Source organism: Sulfurovum zhangzhouensis, from assembly GCF_030347965.1.
GTDB lineage: Bacteria > Campylobacterota > Campylobacteria > Campylobacterales > Sulfurovaceae > Sulfurovum > Sulfurovum zhangzhouensis.
Genome location: NZ_JAQIBD010000001.1, coordinates 564,934 through 584,877 on the forward strand (window position 1 = coordinate 564,934; position 19,944 = coordinate 584,877).

At 40.5% G+C, this 19,944-nt stretch carries 23 protein-coding genes; 11 read left to right on the plus strand and 12 right to left on the minus strand.

All coding sequences use genetic code 11. The features are described 5' to 3' along the window. Nucleotides 1-201 precede the first annotated feature (201 nt). The gene (locus PGH07_RS03075) at nt 202-651 is read left to right on the plus strand and encodes a PAS domain-containing protein (protein ID WP_289412468.1); all 450 of its coding nucleotides are present in this window, start codon (nt 202-204) and stop codon (nt 649-651) included. 36 nt (nt 652-687) lie between these two features. Here the strand turns inward: PGH07_RS03075 and PGH07_RS03080 are convergent, their stop codons facing one another. The 6 genes from PGH07_RS03080 to ilvA form a co-directional block, all read right to left on the minus strand. Next, nucleotides 688-918 carry a hypothetical protein gene (locus tag PGH07_RS03080; protein ID WP_289412469.1) on the minus strand — a complete coding sequence of 77 codons (231 nt, stop codon included), beginning with the start codon at nt 916-918 and terminating at the stop codon, nt 688-690. Between the two features lie 35 nt (nt 919-953). Beyond that, nucleotides 954-1,910 (minus strand): UDP-3-O-(3-hydroxymyristoyl)glucosamine N-acyltransferase, encoded by a 957-nt coding sequence (lpxD, locus tag PGH07_RS03085; protein WP_289412470.1) that lies wholly within the window; start codon nt 1,908-1,910, stop codon nt 954-956. Between the two features lie 77 nt (nt 1,911-1,987). Then, a complete protein-coding gene (gene ilvN, locus PGH07_RS03090; protein ID WP_289412471.1) occupies nt 1,988-2,464 on the minus strand; it encodes an acetolactate synthase small subunit in 477 nt (158 codons plus the stop codon). Further along, on the minus strand, nt 2,464-4,173 hold the full coding sequence (locus PGH07_RS03095; protein WP_289413074.1) for an acetolactate synthase large subunit: 1,710 nt from the start codon (nt 4,171-4,173) through the stop codon (nt 2,464-2,466). The genes ilvN and PGH07_RS03095 overlap by 1 nt, the downstream gene beginning before the upstream one ends. A 96-nt stretch (nt 4,174-4,269) precedes the next feature. Continuing rightward, complete coding sequence (locus tag PGH07_RS03100) at nt 4,270-5,172, minus strand: Ppx/GppA phosphatase family protein (protein WP_289412472.1); 903 nt, start codon at nt 5,170-5,172, stop codon at nt 4,270-4,272. 42 nt (nt 5,173-5,214) lie between these two features. Continuing rightward, a complete protein-coding gene (gene ilvA / locus PGH07_RS03105; protein ID WP_289412473.1) occupies nt 5,215-6,426 on the minus strand; it encodes a threonine ammonia-lyase in 1,212 nt (403 codons plus the stop codon). 51 nt (nt 6,427-6,477) lie between these two features. Here ilvA and PGH07_RS03110 point away from each other — a divergent pair, with 51 nt between their 5' ends. After that, nucleotides 6,478-6,924, plus strand: a complete 447-nt coding sequence (locus PGH07_RS03110; RefSeq protein WP_289412474.1) for a CoA-binding protein — start codon at nt 6,478-6,480, stop codon at nt 6,922-6,924. Nucleotides 6,925-7,006: 82 nt separating this feature from the next. Here the strand turns inward: PGH07_RS03110 and trmA are convergent, their stop codons facing one another. Continuing rightward, nucleotides 7,007-8,122 carry a tRNA (uridine(54)-C5)-methyltransferase TrmA gene (trmA, locus tag PGH07_RS03115; protein ID WP_289412475.1) on the minus strand — a complete coding sequence of 372 codons (1,116 nt, stop codon included), beginning with the start codon at nt 8,120-8,122 and terminating at the stop codon, nt 7,007-7,009. Between the two features lie 77 nt (nt 8,123-8,199). Here trmA and glmU point away from each other — a divergent pair, with 77 nt between their 5' ends. Genes glmU through PGH07_RS03150 form a run of 7 tightly spaced genes read left to right on the plus strand, consistent with a single transcriptional unit; the run spans nt 8,200 to nt 14,306 of the window. Next, nucleotides 8,200-9,492: a bifunctional UDP-N-acetylglucosamine diphosphorylase/glucosamine-1-phosphate N-acetyltransferase GlmU gene (gene glmU / locus PGH07_RS03120; protein WP_289412476.1), complete on the plus strand. Its 1,293-nt coding sequence runs from the start codon at nt 8,200-8,202 to the stop codon at nt 9,490-9,492. Continuing rightward, nucleotides 9,492-10,760, plus strand: a complete 1,269-nt coding sequence (gene coaBC, locus PGH07_RS03125) for a bifunctional phosphopantothenoylcysteine decarboxylase/phosphopantothenate--cysteine ligase CoaBC (protein ID WP_289412477.1) — start codon at nt 9,492-9,494, stop codon at nt 10,758-10,760. Before glmU ends, coaBC begins: the two co-directional genes overlap by 1 nt. Next, a complete protein-coding gene (uppS, locus tag PGH07_RS03130) occupies nt 10,753-11,439 on the plus strand; it encodes a polyprenyl diphosphate synthase (protein ID WP_289412478.1) in 687 nt (228 codons plus the stop codon). Before coaBC ends, uppS begins: the two co-directional genes overlap by 8 nt. Then, complete coding sequence (locus tag PGH07_RS03135) at nt 11,440-12,174, plus strand: prepilin peptidase (protein WP_289412479.1); 735 nt, start codon at nt 11,440-11,442, stop codon at nt 12,172-12,174. Then, entirely contained in the window at nt 12,167-13,186 is a 1,020-nt protein-coding gene (locus PGH07_RS03140) for an LptF/LptG family permease (RefSeq protein WP_289412481.1), read from the plus strand. The genes PGH07_RS03135 and PGH07_RS03140 overlap by 8 nt, the downstream gene beginning before the upstream one ends. After that, entirely contained in the window at nt 13,186-13,908 is a 723-nt protein-coding gene (gene truA, locus PGH07_RS03145; protein WP_289412482.1) for a tRNA pseudouridine(38-40) synthase TruA, read from the plus strand. The genes PGH07_RS03140 and truA overlap by 1 nt, the downstream gene beginning before the upstream one ends. 35 nt (nt 13,909-13,943) lie before the next feature. Further along, entirely contained in the window at nt 13,944-14,306 is a 363-nt protein-coding gene (locus PGH07_RS03150) for a c-type cytochrome (RefSeq protein ID WP_289412483.1), read from the plus strand. A gap of 9 nt (nt 14,307-14,315) precedes the next feature. On the opposite strand, the gene PGH07_RS03155 is transcribed toward PGH07_RS03150, so the two are convergent. The 5 genes from PGH07_RS03155 to PGH07_RS03175 all read right to left on the minus strand — a co-directional run bounded on the left by PGH07_RS03155 (nt 14,316) and on the right by PGH07_RS03175 (nt 18,450). Further along, nucleotides 14,316-14,981: a DUF2231 domain-containing protein gene (locus PGH07_RS03155; RefSeq protein ID WP_289412484.1), complete on the minus strand. Its 666-nt coding sequence runs from the start codon at nt 14,979-14,981 to the stop codon at nt 14,316-14,318. Between the two features lie 63 nt (nt 14,982-15,044). Further along, nucleotides 15,045-15,479: a protoporphyrinogen oxidase HemJ gene (gene hemJ / locus PGH07_RS03160; protein ID WP_289412485.1), complete on the minus strand. Its 435-nt coding sequence runs from the start codon at nt 15,477-15,479 to the stop codon at nt 15,045-15,047. After that, a complete protein-coding gene (locus PGH07_RS03165; RefSeq protein ID WP_289412486.1) occupies nt 15,479-17,023 on the minus strand; it encodes an endonuclease/exonuclease/phosphatase family protein in 1,545 nt (514 codons plus the stop codon). Before PGH07_RS03165 ends, hemJ begins: the two co-directional genes overlap by 1 nt. A 106-nt stretch (nt 17,024-17,129) precedes the next feature. Further along, on the minus strand, nt 17,130-17,567 hold the full coding sequence (locus tag PGH07_RS03170) for a YidB family protein (protein ID WP_289413076.1): 438 nt from the start codon (nt 17,565-17,567) through the stop codon (nt 17,130-17,132). Between the two features lie 10 nt (nt 17,568-17,577). Next, a complete protein-coding gene (locus PGH07_RS03175; RefSeq protein ID WP_289412487.1) occupies nt 17,578-18,450 on the minus strand; it encodes a CvfB family protein in 873 nt (290 codons plus the stop codon). Between the two features lie 113 nt (nt 18,451-18,563). Between PGH07_RS03175 and PGH07_RS03180 the strand changes: the two genes are divergently transcribed. Then, the gene (locus tag PGH07_RS03180; protein WP_289412488.1) at nt 18,564-19,022 is read left to right on the plus strand and encodes a DUF6524 family protein; all 459 of its coding nucleotides are present in this window, start codon (nt 18,564-18,566) and stop codon (nt 19,020-19,022) included. A gap of 58 nt (nt 19,023-19,080) precedes the next feature. Beyond that, nucleotides 19,081-19,845, plus strand: coding sequence for an RMD1 family protein (locus tag PGH07_RS03185; protein ID WP_289412490.1), 765 nt, complete (start codon nt 19,081-19,083; stop codon nt 19,843-19,845). The last annotated feature ends 99 nt before the right edge of the window (nt 19,846-19,944 follow it).

Consider the following 19,944-nt stretch of genomic DNA (forward strand, 5'->3'; position numbering starts at 1 on the left):
CATAAGCATAAGATGGTATCATTTAACGATTAATTTTGAAAAAGTCAAATTGAGTGAGAGGCTTGGGAATATAAAGTCATAGATATGAAGTAGATACTATAACACTGTTTTATATAGTCATCTCACTTACATATAAACTTCCACTTTTTCTCTTCATGATCTCTTTTTCTAGTAACCAACTATTCATCAGGAGTTTCTTAAATGGGTCGAACTATTAAAAATACAATAACAGGTAAAGAGATCACTAAACCTGATCCTATCAATGAGGAAGTACCATTTGACGGTGGTGTGATGATCACCGAGACAGATCCTGCCGGGATTATCACTTATGCAAACCGTAAATTTAGAGAATTAACAGGCTATACAAAAGATGAACTGATCGGTGCTCCGCACAATATCAATAGACACCCCGACATGCCGAAAGCCGCATTCAAAGGAATGTGGGAAACGATCAAGCAAGGGAATTACTGGGAAGGTTATGTAAAAAATATGACAAGTGAGGGGAAATACTACCTTGTTGTGGTTTGGATCAAACCTAAGTTTGATGAAGAAGGCAATATTATCGGCTATATCGCAGGAAGAAAGATACCTGATCCTGACATGATGCAAAGAGCATTAGACCAATACAAAGTAATGAAAAACGATGAATAGAAGATGAATGGCTAAAAGCCATTCAGAAAGTAAAAGCTACAGAGACTCTTTCGCTTTTTGAAGTGCAGTAATTACTGCATCGATATTCTCTTTTGGAAGATGAACTTTCCAATCAGGCTCTTCAGCATTTGATTGAAGAGAGATTCCAATACTCACTACGCTTGCGCTTCCTACACCGTAAGGTTCTTCTACTGTTGTAACAGTAATTTTCCCATTATCAGTTCCGCCTAGATTCATCTCTTCTATCATTGTAACTTTACCGCTCATCGCATACTCCTTGTTTATAGAATATTCGATTATAACTACTTACGTTTTAAAAGTCCAGAGATTTTTGCCTGCATTTTGAGCCATAATTTATGATCAATAGCAGGAAAGCCGGCATAGGTCTTTCCACCTGCAAGAGATTTAGTAACAGCGCTTTTTGCTGCAATTGTTGAAAAATCACCGACATGAAGATGACCTGCACTTCCACTTTGACCTCCCCATACTACATTTCGTCCCGTCGTAGTTGAACCTGCAAGACCTGATTGTCCAGCTAAAAGTGAGTACTCACCTACATCACAATTATGTCCTATCTGGATGAGATTATCAAGTTTTGAACCTTTTCTTATCACTGTAGATCCAAAAACTGCTCTGTCTATTGTACAATTTGCTCCTATCTCTACATCATCCTCAATGATCGCATTTCCGTTTTGATAGATCTTAATATGTTCTCCCATTCTTGTATGTGCAAAACCATATCCATCACTACCGATGACCGTCCCACTATGTATGATACACTCTTGTCCAATTTTTGTATGGTGATAGAGTGTTACATTTGGGTGGATAAGGGTATGAGACCCGATCGTTACATTATCACCGATATAGCAACCTGCCATAATTGTCACATTATTACCAAGCGTTACATGCTCTCCAAACTTTGCACTCTCATCAATATCACAGCCTTCACCCATTGTGGGAGCTTCAGTTTTTGTCTTCATTTTATGAGCAAAGAACTTTGAGGCCAATGCCAACTTCAAATAAGGTTCATCCGTGATCAATGCAATTGTTGTTTCAGGTAGCAATCCGGCATGTTCTTTCTGGATCAATACAGCTCCGGCCTTTGTATGGGGAAGTTGCGACGCATATTTTTTGTCATTGAAAAAGCTTATTTGAGAAGGTGTCGCTTCACTCAATGTATGGAGACCTTCAATTTCAAGATCTTTGCCGTGATATTCGATTCCTATGTTCTGTGCAATCTGGGAGAGTTTATATATCATACTATCAACCTAATATGTGGTAAAAATTATTCTAGAAGTGAGATTCCCGCATAAAATGCGGGAAGAAAATAAGTGTGTTAACGCTCAATGGCAACTACGCCGCCACGCACCACCTCAATCGGATTATAACGCTCGGTTGCCTCAATAAAGTGTTTAACACGGGATGGCTCATCTGCCACCATTGCGATCACCATTTCCGTTCCGACATTAACGATACCGCCATTATAAGCACTGCAAAGTGCCGAAATATCACTCAGGTTTTCTGCAATAGGGAACTTGACAAGTACCATCTCTTTTTCAACCATCTCTTCATGTTCGATCACTTTGTAAACAGGGATGAGTTTATGAAGCTGCTTGGTGATCTGTTCCATCACTCTTGAACTTCCCTGTGTTTCAATAGTGATATGTGACATTTCACTGTTCGGTATAGGAGCAACAGTTAATGATGAGATGTTATACCCACGTGCTGCAAAGAGTGAAGTTACACGCGCAAGTACCGAACTTTCGTTCATTACGATAACTGAGATTACACGTCTTTCATTATCTATACTCATTACTTCTCTCCTTTATCGTCTTCGCTCTTCTGTGGTAACATCATATTAAAGAGTGCACCACCTGCCGGTACCATTGGAAGTACGTTCTCAAAACGACTGATCGCAACGTTCATGAAACATACTTGATCTTTTTCAATCGCATCTTTCAGTGCAGCATCAAATTCTTCTTTAGTCGTAACATCATATCCGATACCGCCACATGCTTCAGCCAACATCTTAAAGTTCGGTTGAAAAGTAAGATCAGTTTCAGAGAAACGTTTCTCATAGAAGAAACTCTGCCACTGACGTACCATTCCAAGGAACTGGTTGTTAAGGATAATATTGATAACCGGAGTCTTGTACTCAGCTGCAGTAACAAGCTCCTGCATATTCATCAAGATCGATCCGTCTCCTGTAATGTTAATTACAGTCTTTTCAGGTACTGCTACTTTTGCACCGATCGCTGCAGGGAAACCAAATCCCATCGTTCCAAGACCACCGGAGTTGATCCATTGACGCGGTCTGTCAAACGGGTAGTGCTGTGCAGCCCACATTTGGTGCTGACCAACATCTGAAGTGATGATCGCCTGTTCACCAACCAGTTCGCCGATACGCTCTATAACCCACTGAGGTTTGATCTCTGTATCACTGTCCACAAAAGATTGAGGGTGAAGCTCATCATAACGTTTAAGTATCTCTCTCCACGCCTGGTAACGGTCTGTATTAACATCTTCAAGTAACGGGATAAGATCCTCTAAAACCTGTTTAACATCTCCAACGATAGGGTAATCAACATCTACCAATTTTGCAATATTTGCCGGGTCGATATCAACATGAATAACATCTGCGTATTTTGCAAACTCTGAGAGTTTACCCGTAACTCTGTCATCAAATCTTGCACCCAAAGAGATAACCAGGTCAGTCTCACTCATCGCCATATTGGATGAATAGTTTCCATGCATTCCAAGCATTCCAAGAAGTAACGGATTACCCGCACCCATTACACCTCTTGCCATCAATGTTTCAACAACAGGGATCTGAGTCTTCTCAGCCAATTCTCTTACAAGGATATAAGCATCAGAAAGAACCGCCCCTCCACCGACATAAAGCAAAGGTTTTTTCGACTTCTTGATCGCTTCAGCAGCCTTTTCGATCTGGCGTTTGTTCCCTTTATACGTAGGCTTATATGTAGGAATATTTACCTCTGTAGGATAGACAAATTCACCGATATCTACTGTAATATCTTTTGGAACATCTACCAGTACCGGTCCCGGTCTTCCGCTTCTAGCCAGGTAAAATGCCTCTTTGATAATACGAGGGAGCTCTTCAAGATTACGTACTAAGAAATTGTGCTTTGTACAAGGTCTTGATATACCTACCGCATCAATCTCCTGAAATCCATCCGTACCGATCAGAGAGAGTGGCACTTGTCCTGAGATAACGACCATTGGGATAGAATCCATATATGCTGTAGCCAATCCTGTCACTGCATTAGTAAATCCCGGTCCGCTGGTTACCATTGCAACACCAACCTCACCTGTTGCTCTGGCATACCCATCAGCCGCATGTACGGCTGCTTGCTCGTGACGGGTCAAAATATGTTCAAACCCGTTTTGCTTATATATCTCATCATACACGTGCATGATCGCACCGCCGGGGTAACCAAAAACGGTCTTTACACCCTCAGCGATGATCGCCTCACACACCATCTGTGCACCACTCATCTGCATGATCACACGCTCCATATTGTTAATTTTCCTCTGATTATATCAAAAAAGAGGTTTAAGGAAGATAGTTATACCAAATTAGGATAAAGATTGTCTGAATTAAAAATCTTTACACCCTTCTAACGCTACACCTTCACGTAATCCATCATCTACTACGATACACTTGTCACATTCCAGGATTTTAAAGAGATGCTTAAAGATCAAGATACCTGCAGCTATAAGGTCAGAGCGACCTGTTCCGCATGTCTCTTCACGCTTCTCCAAAGGCATAGCCAAAAGTTTTTCCAGATAAAAATCAAGTTCACCTGCAGTGAGTGTCGTACCGTTGATCTTGCTTGCATCATAAGTAGCATAGTTCTGTCCCAGTTTCATTGCTGCAACACTGGTAGGTGTACCTGCAGTTGCAACCAAAGAGCTGATATGCCCTTTAGTTGCAAATACTTCTGCGCAGAACTTTTCTATACCGAACATAGCATCAGGCAGTTCTTTTTGGATATTCTCAAGTGTTTCATAGGTCTGTGCTACAGTCACGATACCGATAGGAAAACTTCGAGCTATCACCTCATCCTCATAATGAAAAATAAGCTCTGTAGAACCTCCACCTATGTCAACTACCACGAAGTTCCGTGAAGCATAATGCAACTGTGAAAGTCTATGCTTCACCGCAAGAAGGGTAAGTCGTGCTTCTTCATCACCACTAATAATCTCAAACTCAACACCTGTCTCTTTTTTGATCTTTTCAAGTACTGCTTGGGCATTCTTGGCTTTACGTATCGCTTCAGTAGTAACTGCTTTAAGCGGATGTTTCTCAAAGTCGATCTTCGTTTTAGCTTCCATTAGTCCAGCAATTATTCTCTCAACAGCAGCATCACTCACTATACCGGTAGCTGCCAATCCATCAGCAGTTTTAACGATCTTTTCATACTCAGCTATATACTGTGATATCTCACAGTCAAGCTGTATCACTCTTAATGTATTCGAGCCTAAATCTATAGCGATCAAAACATTCCTTTTAAAAAATAGTGTGATTCATATCCTACTTTTTTAATACTCTTCTTTAAAGCTGAATCCGCCCTCTCTAAGTACATCACGTATCTGTTCCTGGTGCTCTATACCTTTTGTCTCAAGATGTACAGAAACAGTCGCATCGCCAAATTCAAGGTCAATAGAGGTTCTGTCATAGCCAATCTGGACAATATTCGCACCGACTTTAGTCAAAAGCTCGGTAAAGTGCATCAATGAACCCGGTTTATCGACCATCAATACAGAAAGTTTCATTTTTCTACTGCTCTTCACCAGACCTTTTTCGATAATGAGAGAAAGCATTGTAACATCGATATTCCCTCCACTGAGCACCACTCCTACTTTAGCATTTTGAGGCAGTTTCAGTTTGCCATGCATCAATGCAGCCACACCCACTGCTCCTGCACCTTCTACCAGTACTTTCTGCTTTTCCAGCAAGAAAAGAATTGCTGCAGCGATCTCATCCTCACATACCGTTTCAAACACATCCACATACTTCAAAATATATTCCAACGTTACAGGAGAAGTATCACGCACTGCAATTCCATCTGCAATTGTCCGTACACTGGTTGTATCGATCGGTGTTTGTGCATCATAGGATTTTTTCATCGCAGGTGCACCCTCCGCAGAGACACCGATGATCTTGATATCAGGGTTGAGTGCTTTGGCAGCGACAGCAATACCGCTAATCAGTCCACCGCCACCTACTGGCACGACGATAGCATCAAGGTCTTTCACATCTTCAAACATCTCCAGTGTGATCGTACCTTGACCTGCCATTACTTCCTCATCAGCAAAAGGATGTACAAAACTTAGGCCTTTTTCTTCGGCATATTCAGTCGCATGCGCATAGGCCTCATCATAATTCGCACCATGTAAAATGACAGTAGCACCAAACTCTTTAACACCCAGTATTTTGGTTAATGGTGTAGATTCAGGCATTACTATCGTTGCAGCAATTCCAAAATGGTGAGCCGTATAAGCAACACCCTGCGCATGATTCCCTGCACTGGCAGCCACCACACCTGTGATATCTCCGGATTCCATCAAAGATGCGATCTTGTTAAATGCTCCTCTGAGTTTAAAAGCTCCGGTACGTTGGAGATTCTCTTTTTTAAGGTGTACTTCATAACCGCTTTTTTGGCTAAGTATGGGCGCATGACTAAAAGGTGTACGATGCACTACACCAGATACTCTTTCATACGCTTTTTCTATCTCTTTTAAGTCTAACATTAACTTTCCTAAGTAATAATGGGAAAATTATATCAAAATTAAGGAATGATTATGGAGTGTGAGTTTCCAACAGTCAATAGTAATAGAGAAGAGATGAAAGAAATTTTTGAAAATACAAAGACGATTGCTATCCTTGGACTCTCTCCTGATGCAAGCAAAGCAAGCAATATGGTAGCCAGATATCTTCAAAATGCCGGATATAAGATCGTACCTGTATATCCCAAAGAAGACGAAATCTTAGGCGAAAAAGTTTACCGTTCACTTGCCGAAATCCCTTTTGAGATCGATATGGTTGACATCTTCAGAAAACCTGATGCATTTGAAGCGATTGCAGATGCCTGTATCAAACGCGGTGATGTAAAGGTCTTTTGGGGACAACTCGGACTTGTTAACAATGCTGCTGCCCAAAAAGCAAAAGATGCAGGAATGAAAGTAGTACAAAACTACTGTACCAAAATAGAGCATATGATGTTAACAATAGATGAAATAGCTTATTAACCATCTAAATGACGACAATATTCTCCAAAGGATGGTGGGATACAGATATTTTCAACCCTTTATCTCACCTTAAATATTTCCCCTACTTTTTCTTCAGGAACACGCCGCTTTCTACATGATCGGTGTGTGGGAACTGATCATAGATCGCCGCTTCGAGGACTTCATGTGTTTGAGTCAGTGTCTCTAGATCACGTGCAAGTGTCTCAGGATTACATGAAATATAGATAATATGCTCAATATCACTGATGAGCTGAATAGTCCCCTCATCCAATCCTGCTCTTGGCGGATCAACCAGTACCGTACTAAAATCATAGCTCCCAAGATCTATATCCCTGAGTCTGTTAAACTCTCTTTTGCCCTGAAGCGCCTCAGTCATCTCTTCAGAAGCCAATCTGGCAAAAGTGATATTTTCTACATTGTTTAGTTCGCAATTTCGAAGAGCAGCTTGAATAGAACGCTTGGATATCTCCGTAGCCAGTACTCTCTCAAAATAGTGTGAAAGGGGTAAGGTAAAATTCCCGAGTCCGCAGTAGCTCTCCAGGAAATCCCCGTATCCAACCTTTTTGGCTTGTTTGATTGCCCATTCGATCATTTTCACATCCACCTGAGGGTTAGGCTGGGTGAATCCGCTCTCATACTGTACATACTTAAAAGGCTTGTCATCAATTGTAAGCTGCTCGGTTACAAACTCATCGCTTAGCACCACCTTCTGCTTACGGCTTCGACCCATGATCTTGGCATCCAGCTCCTTCTCCAAAGCTTTGGCTTCCTCTGTCCATGCTTCATCCAGTTTACGGTGATAGAGCATTGTGATCAGACACTCATCTGTCGTAGTTGCTAAGAACTCTACCGCAAAAAGACGGTTTTTAAGTACACCTGAAGAAGCGTTGATCTTCTCCAGCAACTTCCACATGCGCTTTTGGATAGGTTCAATGACTTTAGGACACTCCCCTATCGTCACTGCACCGTTCTTCTCGATATTTCCCATTGCATAATCACATCTCTCACCCTCATGCCATATACGGAACTCCGCTCTGGCACGGTAAGCTGAATCAGGAGAATCAAAAACCTCCAGTGCATTACTGTAAAAAGGTGCCAAAAGTTGCGAGACCTTCCCTTTTTTATATTCCAACTGTTGTGTATAACTTTTATCATAAAGCCCACAAGAGCCGCACTCTCCAAAATGTTTACATGTCACTTCGATGCCTTTAAATTAATTCGATATAATCACGATACTATAAATTTTCATGTTATTCTATCAAAAAGGGGTACAAGATGTCTATCAGTGTAGTCATACTAGCAGCCGGACAAGGTACTAGAATGAAATCTTTAACACCTAAAGTCCTTCACACAATTTCGGGAAAACCGATGCTCTTTCACGCGATTGATGCTGCCCAAGAGATATCCACGGATATTACTGTTGTACTCTACCATCAGGAAGAACGCATACGTGAGGAGATAGAAGCAGCCTATGATGGCATTCAATTTCATATCCAGGATGTAGAACAGTTTCCTGGTACAGGCGGAGCCATGAAAGGTGTAAAGACCAGACATGAGCGTACATTGATCCTGAATGGTGATATGCCATTGATCACCAAATCCTCACTTGAAGCCTTGACGGCAGGTGATGCAGACATCAATATGTCGGTTATAACACTTGAAAATCCCAGTGGTTATGGACGTGTGATCATTGAAGATGGCAATGTGCACGAGATCGTAGAACAAAAAGACTGTACGTCCAAACAGCTTTTGGTAAAAAATGTGAATGCAGGAGTCTATGCGATCAATAGTGATCTTTTGGATCGATACATTCCGAAACTCAACAACAACAATGCGCAGGCAGAATACTATCTGACCGATATTATTAAAATGGCTGTCGAAGAAGAAAAGGTAGTTCACCCCATCTTTGTAGAAGAAGAGGAGTTCAAAGGAGTCAACTCCAAGCTTGACCTGGCACATGCCGAGGAGATCATGCAGACGCGTATCCGTAACCACTGGATGAGAGAAGGTGTGATCATGCGCCTGCCTCAAACGATCTTTATTGATGCACGTGCTACATTTGAAGGTGAATGTATCCTGGAGAACGGTGTATCCATCCTTGGGGCTTCAAAACTTAAAGAGGCGCACATCAAAGCAAACTCCGTGATCGAGGATTCAGTGATAGAAGAGTCATCGGTGGGACCTATGGGACGGGTAAGACCGAACTCTTTCCTCCAACATACACATATCGGCAACTTTGTGGAAGTAAAAAAATCTACACTTACAGGTGTAAAGGCCGGACATCTGGCATATCTTGGAGATGCAACGATCGACAGAGGAACCAATGTCGGTGCAGGAACGATCACTTGTAACTATGACGGTAAAAACAAATATGAGACTAAGATCGGTAAAAATGTCTTTATCGGCTCGGACACTCAACTGATCGCACCTATAACAATCGAAGATGATGTACTCATTGCTGCAGGAAGCACGATTACCAAAAACGTTGCCAAAGGTGAACTTGCCATGTCACGTACACCTATGAAGACGATTAAAAACTTCTTTTATAAATTCTTTGGAGAAAAATAATGCAACTCAAACTCAAAGGCAAAACCGTTCTTCTTGGAGTTACAGGAAGTATCTCAGCGTATAAGTCATGTGATATCGCAAGACTCTTCGTCAAAGCTGAAGCTGATGTACATGTGGTCATGACACCGGCAGCAGAACGTTTTGTCTCAGCACTTACCTTTGAAGCACTTACACGTAACCCGGTACTCACTGAGAACAGTGAAAGCTGGAGCAGTGAGCTCAACCATATCGAGATCGGGAAAAAGTGTGATGTGTTTGTGATCGCACCTGCAACAGCAAATACGATCAACAAACTAAGTAAAGGGATCGCAGATAATATCCTTACTCAAACAGCTTTGGCCTATAGCAAAGAGATCGTAGTAGCACCTGCAGCCAATACGCAAATGCTCAAAAATCACTATACTACCGGTTCTATCAAAATGCTCAAACTCAATGACTATACGATAGTAGAACCGCAAGACAAACTCCTTGCCTGCGGTGATACCGGTAGTGGTGCTTTGGCAGAGCCCATTGAGATCTTCTATGCTGCAGCAAAAGCCCTGCTAAGAGAACCTTTCTGGGAAGACAGACGTGTTGTGGTCACCGGTGGCGGTACACGTGAGAAGATCGATGAAGTACGTTACATCAGTAACTTCTCTTCGGGTAAAATGGCACAAGCTGTTGCATTGTGTCTCTATCTTAAAGGGGCTGATGTCTGTTATATCACCTCAACGGGGAATGAGGGATTGCCAAAGGATATCTATACGATCGATGTAGAGAGTACAGAGGAACTTCTTGACTATACACAAGATGCACTGCGTGTAGCAAAAAAAGGAAAAATGAGTAAAGCCAGTCTCAATACACCCGATGCCATAGAACTCATTCAAAAAAGACCGTATCTTTTCATGGTGGCAGCTGTCTCGGACTACACGCCGAAATTCCCTCAAAACGGTAAAATGAAAAAAACCATGCTGGGAGAAGAGTGGAGCATTGAACTCAAACAGACTCCGGACATTCTCTCCTCACTTAATAAAGACGGAGTCACCGTAGTCGGCTTTAAAGCAGAGATGGATAGCCAAAACGGTCTCGCTAATGCAAAATCACTTTTGGAACAAAAAGATATTGATGCAGTCTGTTATAATCTGCTAAAGGATGCCAGCAGCTTTGGTACCTCTGATAATGAAATTACCTTTATCACCAAAACAGGGACTGTGCCGTTAGGCAAAGCAGATAAACTGACACTTGCCCAAAACATCCTAAAGCATGCCAAAGGTCTGATTAATGAATGATCTTCCGCTCAAACATCTGGCCATCATCATGGATGGCAATGGAAGATGGGCTCAAGAACGTGGCCTTCAACGTGTCAAAGGACATGAAAAAGGGGCAGAGAACATTCGAGGGATCACCAACTATTGTGCAAAACATAAAACCATCGAAACTGCAACCTTTTATGCTTTCAGTACAGAAAACTGGAAACGTCCCAAAATGGAAGTTGAGTTTTTGATGAAACTGCTAGATAGATACCTCAAAAATGAGCTGGATACATACCAGCAATACGGTGTACGTTTTCAAGCCATCGGTAATATCTCGGAGTTCTCTACAGCACTTCAAAAACGTATTAAAAAAACTGAAGAACTTACTAAAAACAATACCAATCTGACGCAAATTCTAGCACTCAACTATGGTGGACGTGCCGAGATCACTGATACTGTAAATAGATTGATCCAAGCAGGGAAAACCGAAATTACCGAAGAGGATATCTCTTCAAATTTGCAAACGCCTTATAGCGATATAGATTTTATGATCCGTACAAGCGGTGAAGAGAGAATTTCCAATTTTCTGCTCTGGCAAATGAGTTATGCAGAACTCTACTTTACCCCTACATTGTGGCCAGATTTTACTGCTGAAGAGCTGGATACAATATTAAAAAAATATCAACAACGTACTAGACGTTTTGGAGGTGTCTAAATGGAATTGGCTATCACTGTTTTCGTATTTATTTTCGGGATTCTAATAGGTTCATTTTTAAATGTAGTGATCTATCGTATCCCTAAAGGCGAAAGTATTGTCTTTCCTGCATCCAAATGTCAAAGTTGCGGAACACCGCTTAAGTGGTACCACAATATACCTATTTTCTCTTGGGTCGCGTTAGGCGGAAAATGTGCATTTTGTGATGAAAAAATATCTGCTCAGTATCCTGTCGTAGAGCTATTGACCGGTGTTATTTTTCTTGCGCTCTATTTTAAACTCGGTCTTGTATGGTACCTTCCGTTTGTTGCAGCTTCCTTTGCTGCACTATTTGCATTGGTCGTGATAGACTTTGAATATATGGCTGTACCTGATAATGTCAACTTTGCAGCACTTGTTTTTGCTTTGGTACAACCAAACTTTATAGATGCAGCACTCTATGCAGCGATCGCAGCAGGTGGACTCTACCTTATAGGTCTTTTCTCTTCTTTTATTGCAAAACGTGAGGCTATGGGAGGTGCAGATGTGATCGTTGCGGGAACCATGGGAGCTTTGCTCGGTTTCCCCGGATTTTTTATCGCTATATTTCTCTCAGCAATCTTAGCCATGGTCCCCGCAGTTATCTGGAGAGAACGGGGTGTACCTTTCGTACCTTTTTTAGCAATGGCTACACTGATTACCTATCTTTTTGATACACAGGCGGCTGACCTTTTGGAGCTGATTATCTATGGTTAATATCAGAGGGTATCTTTCATCAAATTTTACCAAGTCCTTTTTGACAATATTTTTACCTGTTTACTTTATCGTATCAATGGTTTTTCTGATACAGATCTCCTCTTTAACCGCTAAGATCAATCTTACCTTTTATGATCTGCTTAAGCTCTATATGCTCTCACTTCCCGAGATCGTTTTCTATACTTTGCCTCTCTCGTTTATTACAGCACTTTCTAGTGTACTGGGAAGACTCTCTCAAGACAATGAACTTATTGCACTTCATTCATTAGGGATCAAAGCAAAATCTATACTCAAAGGCTTCTTCATTTTAGCACTCCTTTTCTCTTTGTTGCTACTCTCTATTTCCTTCATCACTATGCCCTTGGGTGTACAAGCCTACAACGCTTTTAAAACAGAAAAAAGAGCAGAAGCGAGCTTCAATATCATACCGGGAAAGATCGGTCAAAAGTTTGGGGACTTCTATATTTATGTCAAGGATAAAGATGATAAGTCTTTTCAGAATCTTGTCATCTATAACCAGACAAAGAGCGGCGAAGAACAGTTCTTTAGTTCACAAAAAGGTGAACTGCTGCAGGAGGATGGGACTATGCTTCTAAAACTTACAGACGGATATGGTTATACCTATACCAAAAATAAGTTGCAGGAGGCTCAATACAAAGAGTTGAAGGTTTATGACCAAAACAGGGAAGAAGGTTTTGAATTTAAAACAGTTCTATCTTATTGGGCTCAAGGAAAAACCGACAAAAAAAGAATGCATAAGGCACTCTTCAATCTTTTTATAAGCCTTATTCCTCTCTTATCAGTCTATCTGATTGCAGCATTTACCATTATTAATCCAAGGTATCAAAAAAACCATACCATACTTACTACTTTTGTTGTGGTTTTCATACTCTATCTTATCGCTTCCGTATTTCAAAAAAACGGGAACCTTGCCCTTGTATTGGTTACCAGCGTGTTCTTATGGCTTGTGGGCAGATGGCTATTTAATAAACGTGTATCAAGGTATTTTTAGTGCGTGTTAAAGCAGTGATCACTTATGATGGTAGTGCTTTCTTTGGCTTTCAACGACAAAAGAGTACAAAAGAAACTGTCACTTCAGATATAGAGCATGCATTGAAATCTTTAAAAATTGATTCAGAAATTACCGGTTCAGGCCGTACTGACAGAGGTGTACATGCAACCGGCCAGGTCATACACTTTGATCTTCCCTCCTACTGGAATAACCTGGAGAAACTCAAACTAAGTCTCAACCGTAAACTTAACGCGATTGCTATTAAGCATATTGCAAAAGTTGATGATGATTTTCATGCAAGGTTCAGTGCAAAGAAACGACTCTATCGCTATGTCTTCAAAACACAGCCTCCTTCAGTCTTTGAAAAAAACTACATCTCTTACTATGATCAGTTTGATAAAACAGTGCTTCAAAAAGCCCTAAATTGTTTTATTGGACAACACGACTTTAAATACTTTCACAAAACAGGCAGTGATACGCATACTACTGTTCGCACTATCTATCAAGCAAAGTACCGAGAAAAAGACAATTACCACTTTATCTACTTTGAAGCGAATGGATTTTTACGCTCTCAGGTAAGAATGATGATTGAAAGTGCCATGCAGTGTGCCAAAGGTGAGATGCAGCTATCACAGCTTCAAGAACAGTTGGCAGGGATAAAAAAGTACAATCACAGGCTTGCACCGCCTGAAGGACTTTATCTAGCCAGAATACTCTACTAAGCTCTTTTCATTATAATACTACTATGAAAAAATTATTGTTATTACCAATTATCACACTATCACTCAGTGCAGAAGAATTGAGTCCGGAACAAAAAAATGATATGAGGCTGCTCTATCTTCAAAATGCCTGTAATTCATGTCATGGCAACTATGGAGAAGGTATGGGCGCTTCACCAAGACTGCAAGGGCTAAAAGAGGATGTGATACTAAAACGCCTTAAAGACCTTCGGCAGGGGAAAACTCGAACCGCATTTGGAACAATTATGATCTCTTTTGCCAAGGCACTCACTCCTGAACAAACAATTCTTATGGCAAAATATCTAGCAAATATTGAGACTAAGATTCCTAAAGAGAGATATGATATAGAATTTACAGTAGAGGGGGATGGAGGCTCGTAAGCCTGCCATCTAGTTTTCTGTTGAAGTTTCTGTATCTGCTGTTGATACATTAGCATCTGCTGCAGTAGCAGCTTCAGCCTTAAGTGATTCAAGCTCTTCTTTTGCAGCTTCCAACTCTTCTGTTTTAGACTCTAGATCACTTTCCAGTTCATCACGTTCTTCTTGAATATCAAACTTCTCGTCATCAAGTGTTTTTACCATTTCCACATTTGCACCGAACTCATACACAAGTTCCCCACCATCTTCACCTTGTTTTAGAACACCCGCTACAAAGACTGCGAGCACCAAAATATAAAAAGCTTTTACAAGTCCATTGGAAAATAACATTGAACCCAATTTAAACAGAAGAACAATCCCTGAAGCCAACATAAGATAAGTACCTAAAAGTTTATGCGCTTTAAGCTCACCTTGACCCATTTCATTCAACAACGGATAAGCTTCTTTACCATCCACACTTCCTGTTAAATATGCACTGATAGCAAGAACAACAGTTGCAATCACTAAAAAGAATGACAATACAGAGAAAGATCTTTTCTTTACAAACAAGTTGATAAACTCAATTAGTAAAACCACTATTGGTAATGCTATAGCAAAATGATCTACTGGAGGGTGTAATAACACCGGAATGTCAAACGGTAGATCGATATTTGGTAATGAGATAGCTGGTAAATTCATACTTCTAATCCTTTAAAATTAATTTTAGTTATTCTAGCATAAGAAGGTTAAAGTGTTCATAGTTTAGAAAGGCTTAACCACTACAAAGATCACTATACCCATCATCAAGAGTGTCGGCACTTCGTTATAAAAACGATAGAACCTCCCTGGTCTATAATGTGGATTTGCTATTAGTCTCTTACGGTGAAACTCCAACGAAAAGTGATAAACAAACAATAACAGTACTAAAAGCAGTTTCGCATGCATCCAGCCACCGCTTTGAAAGATCGAAGGGTTGAGATAGAGCATAAAGGCCCCGGAAATGATTGTAGCCCACATAGCGGGTGTTCCAATGTATTTAAAAAGCTTGTACTCTTGTATCTGTACTACTTCTACAAAACCTTTATTGTCAGCATTTTCACTATGATACACATAGAGTCTTGGCTGATAAAAAAGCATCGCCATCCAAGAGATAAAGCTCATAACGTGAAACGCCAAAATCCAATGATAAAATGCCATCATTTCTCCAATACAGTAAAATCGTTAGGGCTATAAACCACTAACTGTAGGTTCTTATAATACCCTAGATGGGCATAGGCTATCTTTAGTTTAGCACCATTTGGCGGTGTCTGTTTTCTTTTTTTAAAGTGGATAGGGATTTTTCTTCCGCTAGCATAAAAATATCCGTCTTTATATACTCCTGTCAGAGATTTGAAAATTTCATTTTGCCGTTTTGCTATAGGATTTGAAAGATCCGTTTGTGTAAGAAAATACTTTGAGTTATCCGTATATGCTTTTTCCTTGAGACTATATGCATGTGTAATCTCTTTGAGCCCATGATACGATTTGATCCCGCGTACCAGCAGATCATACTCTCTTTCTTCCTCAAGTCCGTCTGCACACCCGTAAAGAAATATCCCTCTCCCGTTCACGCTCTGTTTGATCAGTGCATTTCTTCCTTGTTTCCATATGACAACAGCATCTTTGAGCAACACTTCGTGCGATAACTGTTCTACCGTGTAAAGGTACTCTATAGGTTGTACTTCTCTTTGGGATAGAATGTTTACAGCTTTACTATGCTGATATGGCTTGGTATCAAAATAAGCATAAAGCGGTAGATGGTCAGAATACCCTCTTCCCCTGTGTTTCCCTTCTTTATACTCCCAACTGTTTATATACCCGCGCTCTGTAAAGAGATAAGGTCGTCTAAAAACACCGAATGTACCATCGATATAGTCAATTCCTCTGCCATCCACCATTGTCCGTGGCAAAAGGATATGATCAGGGGTTCCCTGCTTGCCGTAAAACTTGAAATTCCACCGTGCATCCATATTTAGTTCACTCCAGAGCATATAATGCGCTCCATTCTCTTTGAACAGCTGAGAGCTGTCTTCAGTTGCATGTAAGATGTGATGAAGGCCTGTTGCACCTTGCGTATCATTGATACGTTTTTCAAGATACCAAGCTGCATCATAGTCTGTGTTAAAATCTCCAAGCAGGATATACTCAACTCCTTGAGGCAATGCTTGAAGATGCTTTTGCAATGCTTTTGCATATACTATCCGCTTACTCTCCCAACCTTCCCTTGAACGTGACTTCCAATGGTTGACAAAAATGTGGATAGGATAGTTTTGGACTTCAACCACTGCATCAAGTGTATTCCTCACTCCAGAAGCCTTACTGACTTCTATCTCTTTAGCAGACTTGATAGGAAATCGTGAAAGTACTCCTATTTGTACCGATGCCCCTTTTTTATGCGTAATAGCCAGGTGGGCATAACCACACCCTACCTCATCCAGTTTTTTTTGTAATGCACGAAGGATACTTTCATTTTCAATCTCTTGTACTCCCAGTATATCTGCATCCAGATCACAGATCACCTCAGCAGTGTGATTGAGCTTGATATCTACGATTCGTTCTGTCCAATTGTGCTTTTGGGTATACTCTTCATACTCTGTACCGCTATAGCTTGCATCAAAAAGATTCTCCACATTATATGTGGCAACTTTGAAGGGTTTTGCAAAAAGCAAAAAAGGTAAAATCAGTAGTAGAAAAATACGCATCCCCTATCCCCTAAATGCTGGTATTATCTTGTCTGTAATATGATACATGATTGGGATATTGTAGCGTAGAAAGAATTTGCTGTATTAAAATGTCCCAAAGTGTCATTTATCGGAACATTTTGCTGAGCAATTCCATCGCACCCTGTGAGCTTCCAGCTTGTCCGATCATCTCATCGACGATTGAATCTGACCCGCCTGTAGCCTGATCCACGACTTTTGGAAGTGCTTTGGCCAATGCTGATGCAGCACTTTCTTGGGAAATACCAAGCTCATCAGCAAATCTGCTTACTCTCTCCTCTCCCAACAATGTAACGATCTGTTCCGGCAGAATTGGGAGATTTATTCCATTGCCCATCCAGGAATTTACGATATCACTCAATCCGCTTTTGGAAAGTCCTATCATGATAGGACTAAGGTCAAGGGTACCGTCTTGATGAGAGAACATATTTGAAAGTGCACTGGCAACCTCATCTATATCAAAACCCGGTAAGTCATTGTCACTGCTCGCCTCAATAAATCGTGCTCCTGTTCTAAAAAGCTCCATTAGTTCCAATTTAATCTCCTTCTTTCACTTTTACAATGCTCTCTTCAGTGAGTATAATCTTATTTTGTTCCAAAAGTGAAGTTAAGGTACGTTTGAAGTTTTTCTTGCTCATTCCAAAGACCTTCTTGATCTCCTCAGCATCACTTTTATATGTAAAAGGTAATTCCTCACTGTGTGCATCCAGTAGATCCAGAATTTTTTGCTCTCCCTCATCCACTTTTGCTTTTTTCCCGATAGGCTGCAGACTCAGATCAAGTTTACCGTCTTTTCGGACTGTTTTGATATAGGCTTTTTTACGCGTACCTACCCCAATCTCCTCAAAGATCTCATTATCAAAGAGCATCCCTTCATACTGGTTATCCGCTACGACTTTGTAGCCCAGCGGTGTTTTTGCGATCACCAGTACTTCAAGCTCTTTATTTTGATGCAGTCCCTTCATACTTCTATTAAAGTACTGGCCGATCTTCTGTGTACCGTAGAGTCTCCCTGTCTGATCATCCAGACAGATACGCAGGATGTATTTTTTACCAATATTGAAATACTCTTTTTGCTGAGAAAGAGGGACAAAAAGGTCTTTTGGCAACCCCCAGTTAACAAAAGCTCCATAAGATTTATAATCCACTACGGTAAAGTATCCATACTCTCCCAGCTTTGCATAAGGCATTTTGGTTGTCGCTACTGGTCTATCCTCACTGTCTGTATAAACAAATACATCAATGAGTGCATCCAACGGCATCTCATCTTCCATGACATAGACATTGGGAAGCAGAACCTCTTCATAGTCTTCAGCCTGCAAATAGAGTCCGTAGTCTGTATCACGTACTACCTTCAGTGTATTCAGTTCGCCGATCTTGATATGCTGATTTTGTGTTTTTGAAGTCATTGTGTTATTCCGTTTCATTGTCTCGTGTATCTCACACGATTTATTTTCAACATTATAGCTAAAAACTATCTTTTGATATAATACTTCCATTCAGTATATACAAGGGGGAGGAAATGTTACCAGGCTTTCTTACAAAAACCGCAAAAACCAAAACAGGGAAAGAGGTAACCTACCTACAGTGGTGGGTCACACTGCTCATGTCATTGGCACTTGCGATCGGTACATGGAATCCAAGCGGATACCACTTTATCCACTACATCTCAAATGTAGATAATATCCTATCAGGATTTAACCCATTTGGCATTCTCATCATGTTGGCACTCTGGCTGCTTGCAATCAAGTCAATCTTCCAAAGCCTTAAGCTTTACGGTGCCATCCTTACAGTGATCATCCTCTCTGCATTTATCTGGGGTCTTCAGGAGTATGGTATCATCAATGTAGCTGATTTTGATCAGGCAGGATGGGCAGCAACGATCGGGATGGGTCTACTCATCTGGTTTGGACTTACAGCTTCTATCATGTGGAAAAAACTTACAGGTGTTTATACTACAGATTCTACAGATGAAGAATAAGCTACAATACAAATATAGTCTATAATTACTATAAATATATTCCGAAAAGAGCATTCAAATGGGAATTATACGAACCTATAAGTTCTCTGAGAGTTTTAACTACAAAGAGATCACACAAAATGCTATCGAAACCTTTAGAGCAAAAGTGCTTAAAGATGCCATTATCATAGAAAAAGATAACGGGTATGCTTTTATCTTCACGTATGGGATTGCTATATTTTGGGATATAGAGGGAGAAGAGTTTATCCTAAATAAACTCCAATCCACTCCTGCTTCTTGTAAAAGTTCAGAAGAGTTTAACTTCAAACATTCTAATGTTCAGTCTATCAAGATAGAAATGGATACCATCTTCATAGATAAACTCGATGAGCTTACAATGCTCTCTGTTTCCTTTGCCATAGCACAGTCATTGAAACTTAGTGAATTTGAAGATGCGATGCTTGAAAGTCTTGTTGAGACAGAACATATCCCTCAAGAATTGGTTCAATATGGGCGGGTAGCAATGAAACGAAAAGAGATAGCACAGGAAAGAGGAAGGCTTTTTCTCACAAAATCCCGTATCTATCTGCACTTTGAACTGCTTGATACCCCTGAATTTTTCTGGGAATATCCGGAACTTGAAGGGTATTACCTGGCGACTAGAAAATACCTTGAGATTCAACCGCGTATAGAGATACTCAACCGGAAACTGAATATATTACAAGAGATTTTAGGCATCCTTGCAGATGAACAGCATCACAAATATTCAAGTCTTCTTGAATGGATCATTATCATCCTGATCGCTTTTGAGATCATTATATTCATTTTCAATGAACTGCTCTAATACTAGGATACAAAAGAGTGTATTTCACCTTTTAAAGTGAGATACTCTACTCTTACTCTAGCTATTTTATTGTAAAAAAAAGAGTTTTTTTAACAATAT

Coding starts and splice junctions, on each gene's coding strand:
- uppS (WP_289412478.1), top strand. CDS start 10,753: ATGAATGATCTTCCGCTCAAACATCTGGCCATCATCATGGATGGCAAT.
- ilvN (WP_289412471.1), bottom strand. CDS start 2,464: ATGAGTATAGATAATGAAAGACGTGTAATCTCAGTTATCGTAATGAAC.
- PGH07_RS03155 (WP_289412484.1), bottom strand. CDS start 14,981: ATGAATTTACCAGCTATCTCATTACCAAATATCGATCTACCGTTTGAC.
- PGH07_RS03180 (WP_289412488.1), top strand. CDS start 18,564: ATGTTACCAGGCTTTCTTACAAAAACCGCAAAAACCAAAACAGGGAAA.
- lpxD (WP_289412470.1), bottom strand. CDS start 1,910: ATGATATATAAACTCTCCCAGATTGCACAGAACATAGGAATCGAATAT.
- PGH07_RS03170 (WP_289413076.1), bottom strand. CDS start 17,567: ATGGAGCTTTTTAGAACAGGAGCACGATTTATTGAGGCGAGCAGTGAC.
- ilvA (WP_289412473.1), bottom strand. CDS start 6,426: ATGTTAGACTTAAAAGAGATAGAAAAAGCGTATGAAAGAGTATCTGGT.
- PGH07_RS03095 (WP_289413074.1), bottom strand. CDS start 4,173: ATGCAGATGAGTGGTGCACAGATGGTGTGTGAGGCGATCATCGCTGAG.
- PGH07_RS03175 (WP_289412487.1), bottom strand. CDS start 18,450: ATGACTTCAAAAACACAAAATCAGCATATCAAGATCGGCGAACTGAAT.
- PGH07_RS03140 (WP_289412481.1), top strand. CDS start 12,167: ATGGTTAATATCAGAGGGTATCTTTCATCAAATTTTACCAAGTCCTTT.
- PGH07_RS03075 (WP_289412468.1), top strand. CDS start 202: ATGGGTCGAACTATTAAAAATACAATAACAGGTAAAGAGATCACTAAA.
- PGH07_RS03110 (WP_289412474.1), top strand. CDS start 6,478: ATGGAGTGTGAGTTTCCAACAGTCAATAGTAATAGAGAAGAGATGAAA.
- glmU (WP_289412476.1), top strand. CDS start 8,200: ATGTCTATCAGTGTAGTCATACTAGCAGCCGGACAAGGTACTAGAATG.
- PGH07_RS03185 (WP_289412490.1), top strand. CDS start 19,081: ATGGGAATTATACGAACCTATAAGTTCTCTGAGAGTTTTAACTACAAA.
- PGH07_RS03080 (WP_289412469.1), bottom strand. CDS start 918: ATGAGCGGTAAAGTTACAATGATAGAAGAGATGAATCTAGGCGGAACT.
- coaBC (WP_289412477.1), top strand. CDS start 9,492: ATGCAACTCAAACTCAAAGGCAAAACCGTTCTTCTTGGAGTTACAGGA.
- PGH07_RS03135 (WP_289412479.1), top strand. CDS start 11,440: ATGGAATTGGCTATCACTGTTTTCGTATTTATTTTCGGGATTCTAATA.
- hemJ (WP_289412485.1), bottom strand. CDS start 15,479: ATGGCATTTTATCATTGGATTTTGGCGTTTCACGTTATGAGCTTTATC.
- PGH07_RS03165 (WP_289412486.1), bottom strand. CDS start 17,023: ATGCGTATTTTTCTACTACTGATTTTACCTTTTTTGCTTTTTGCAAAA.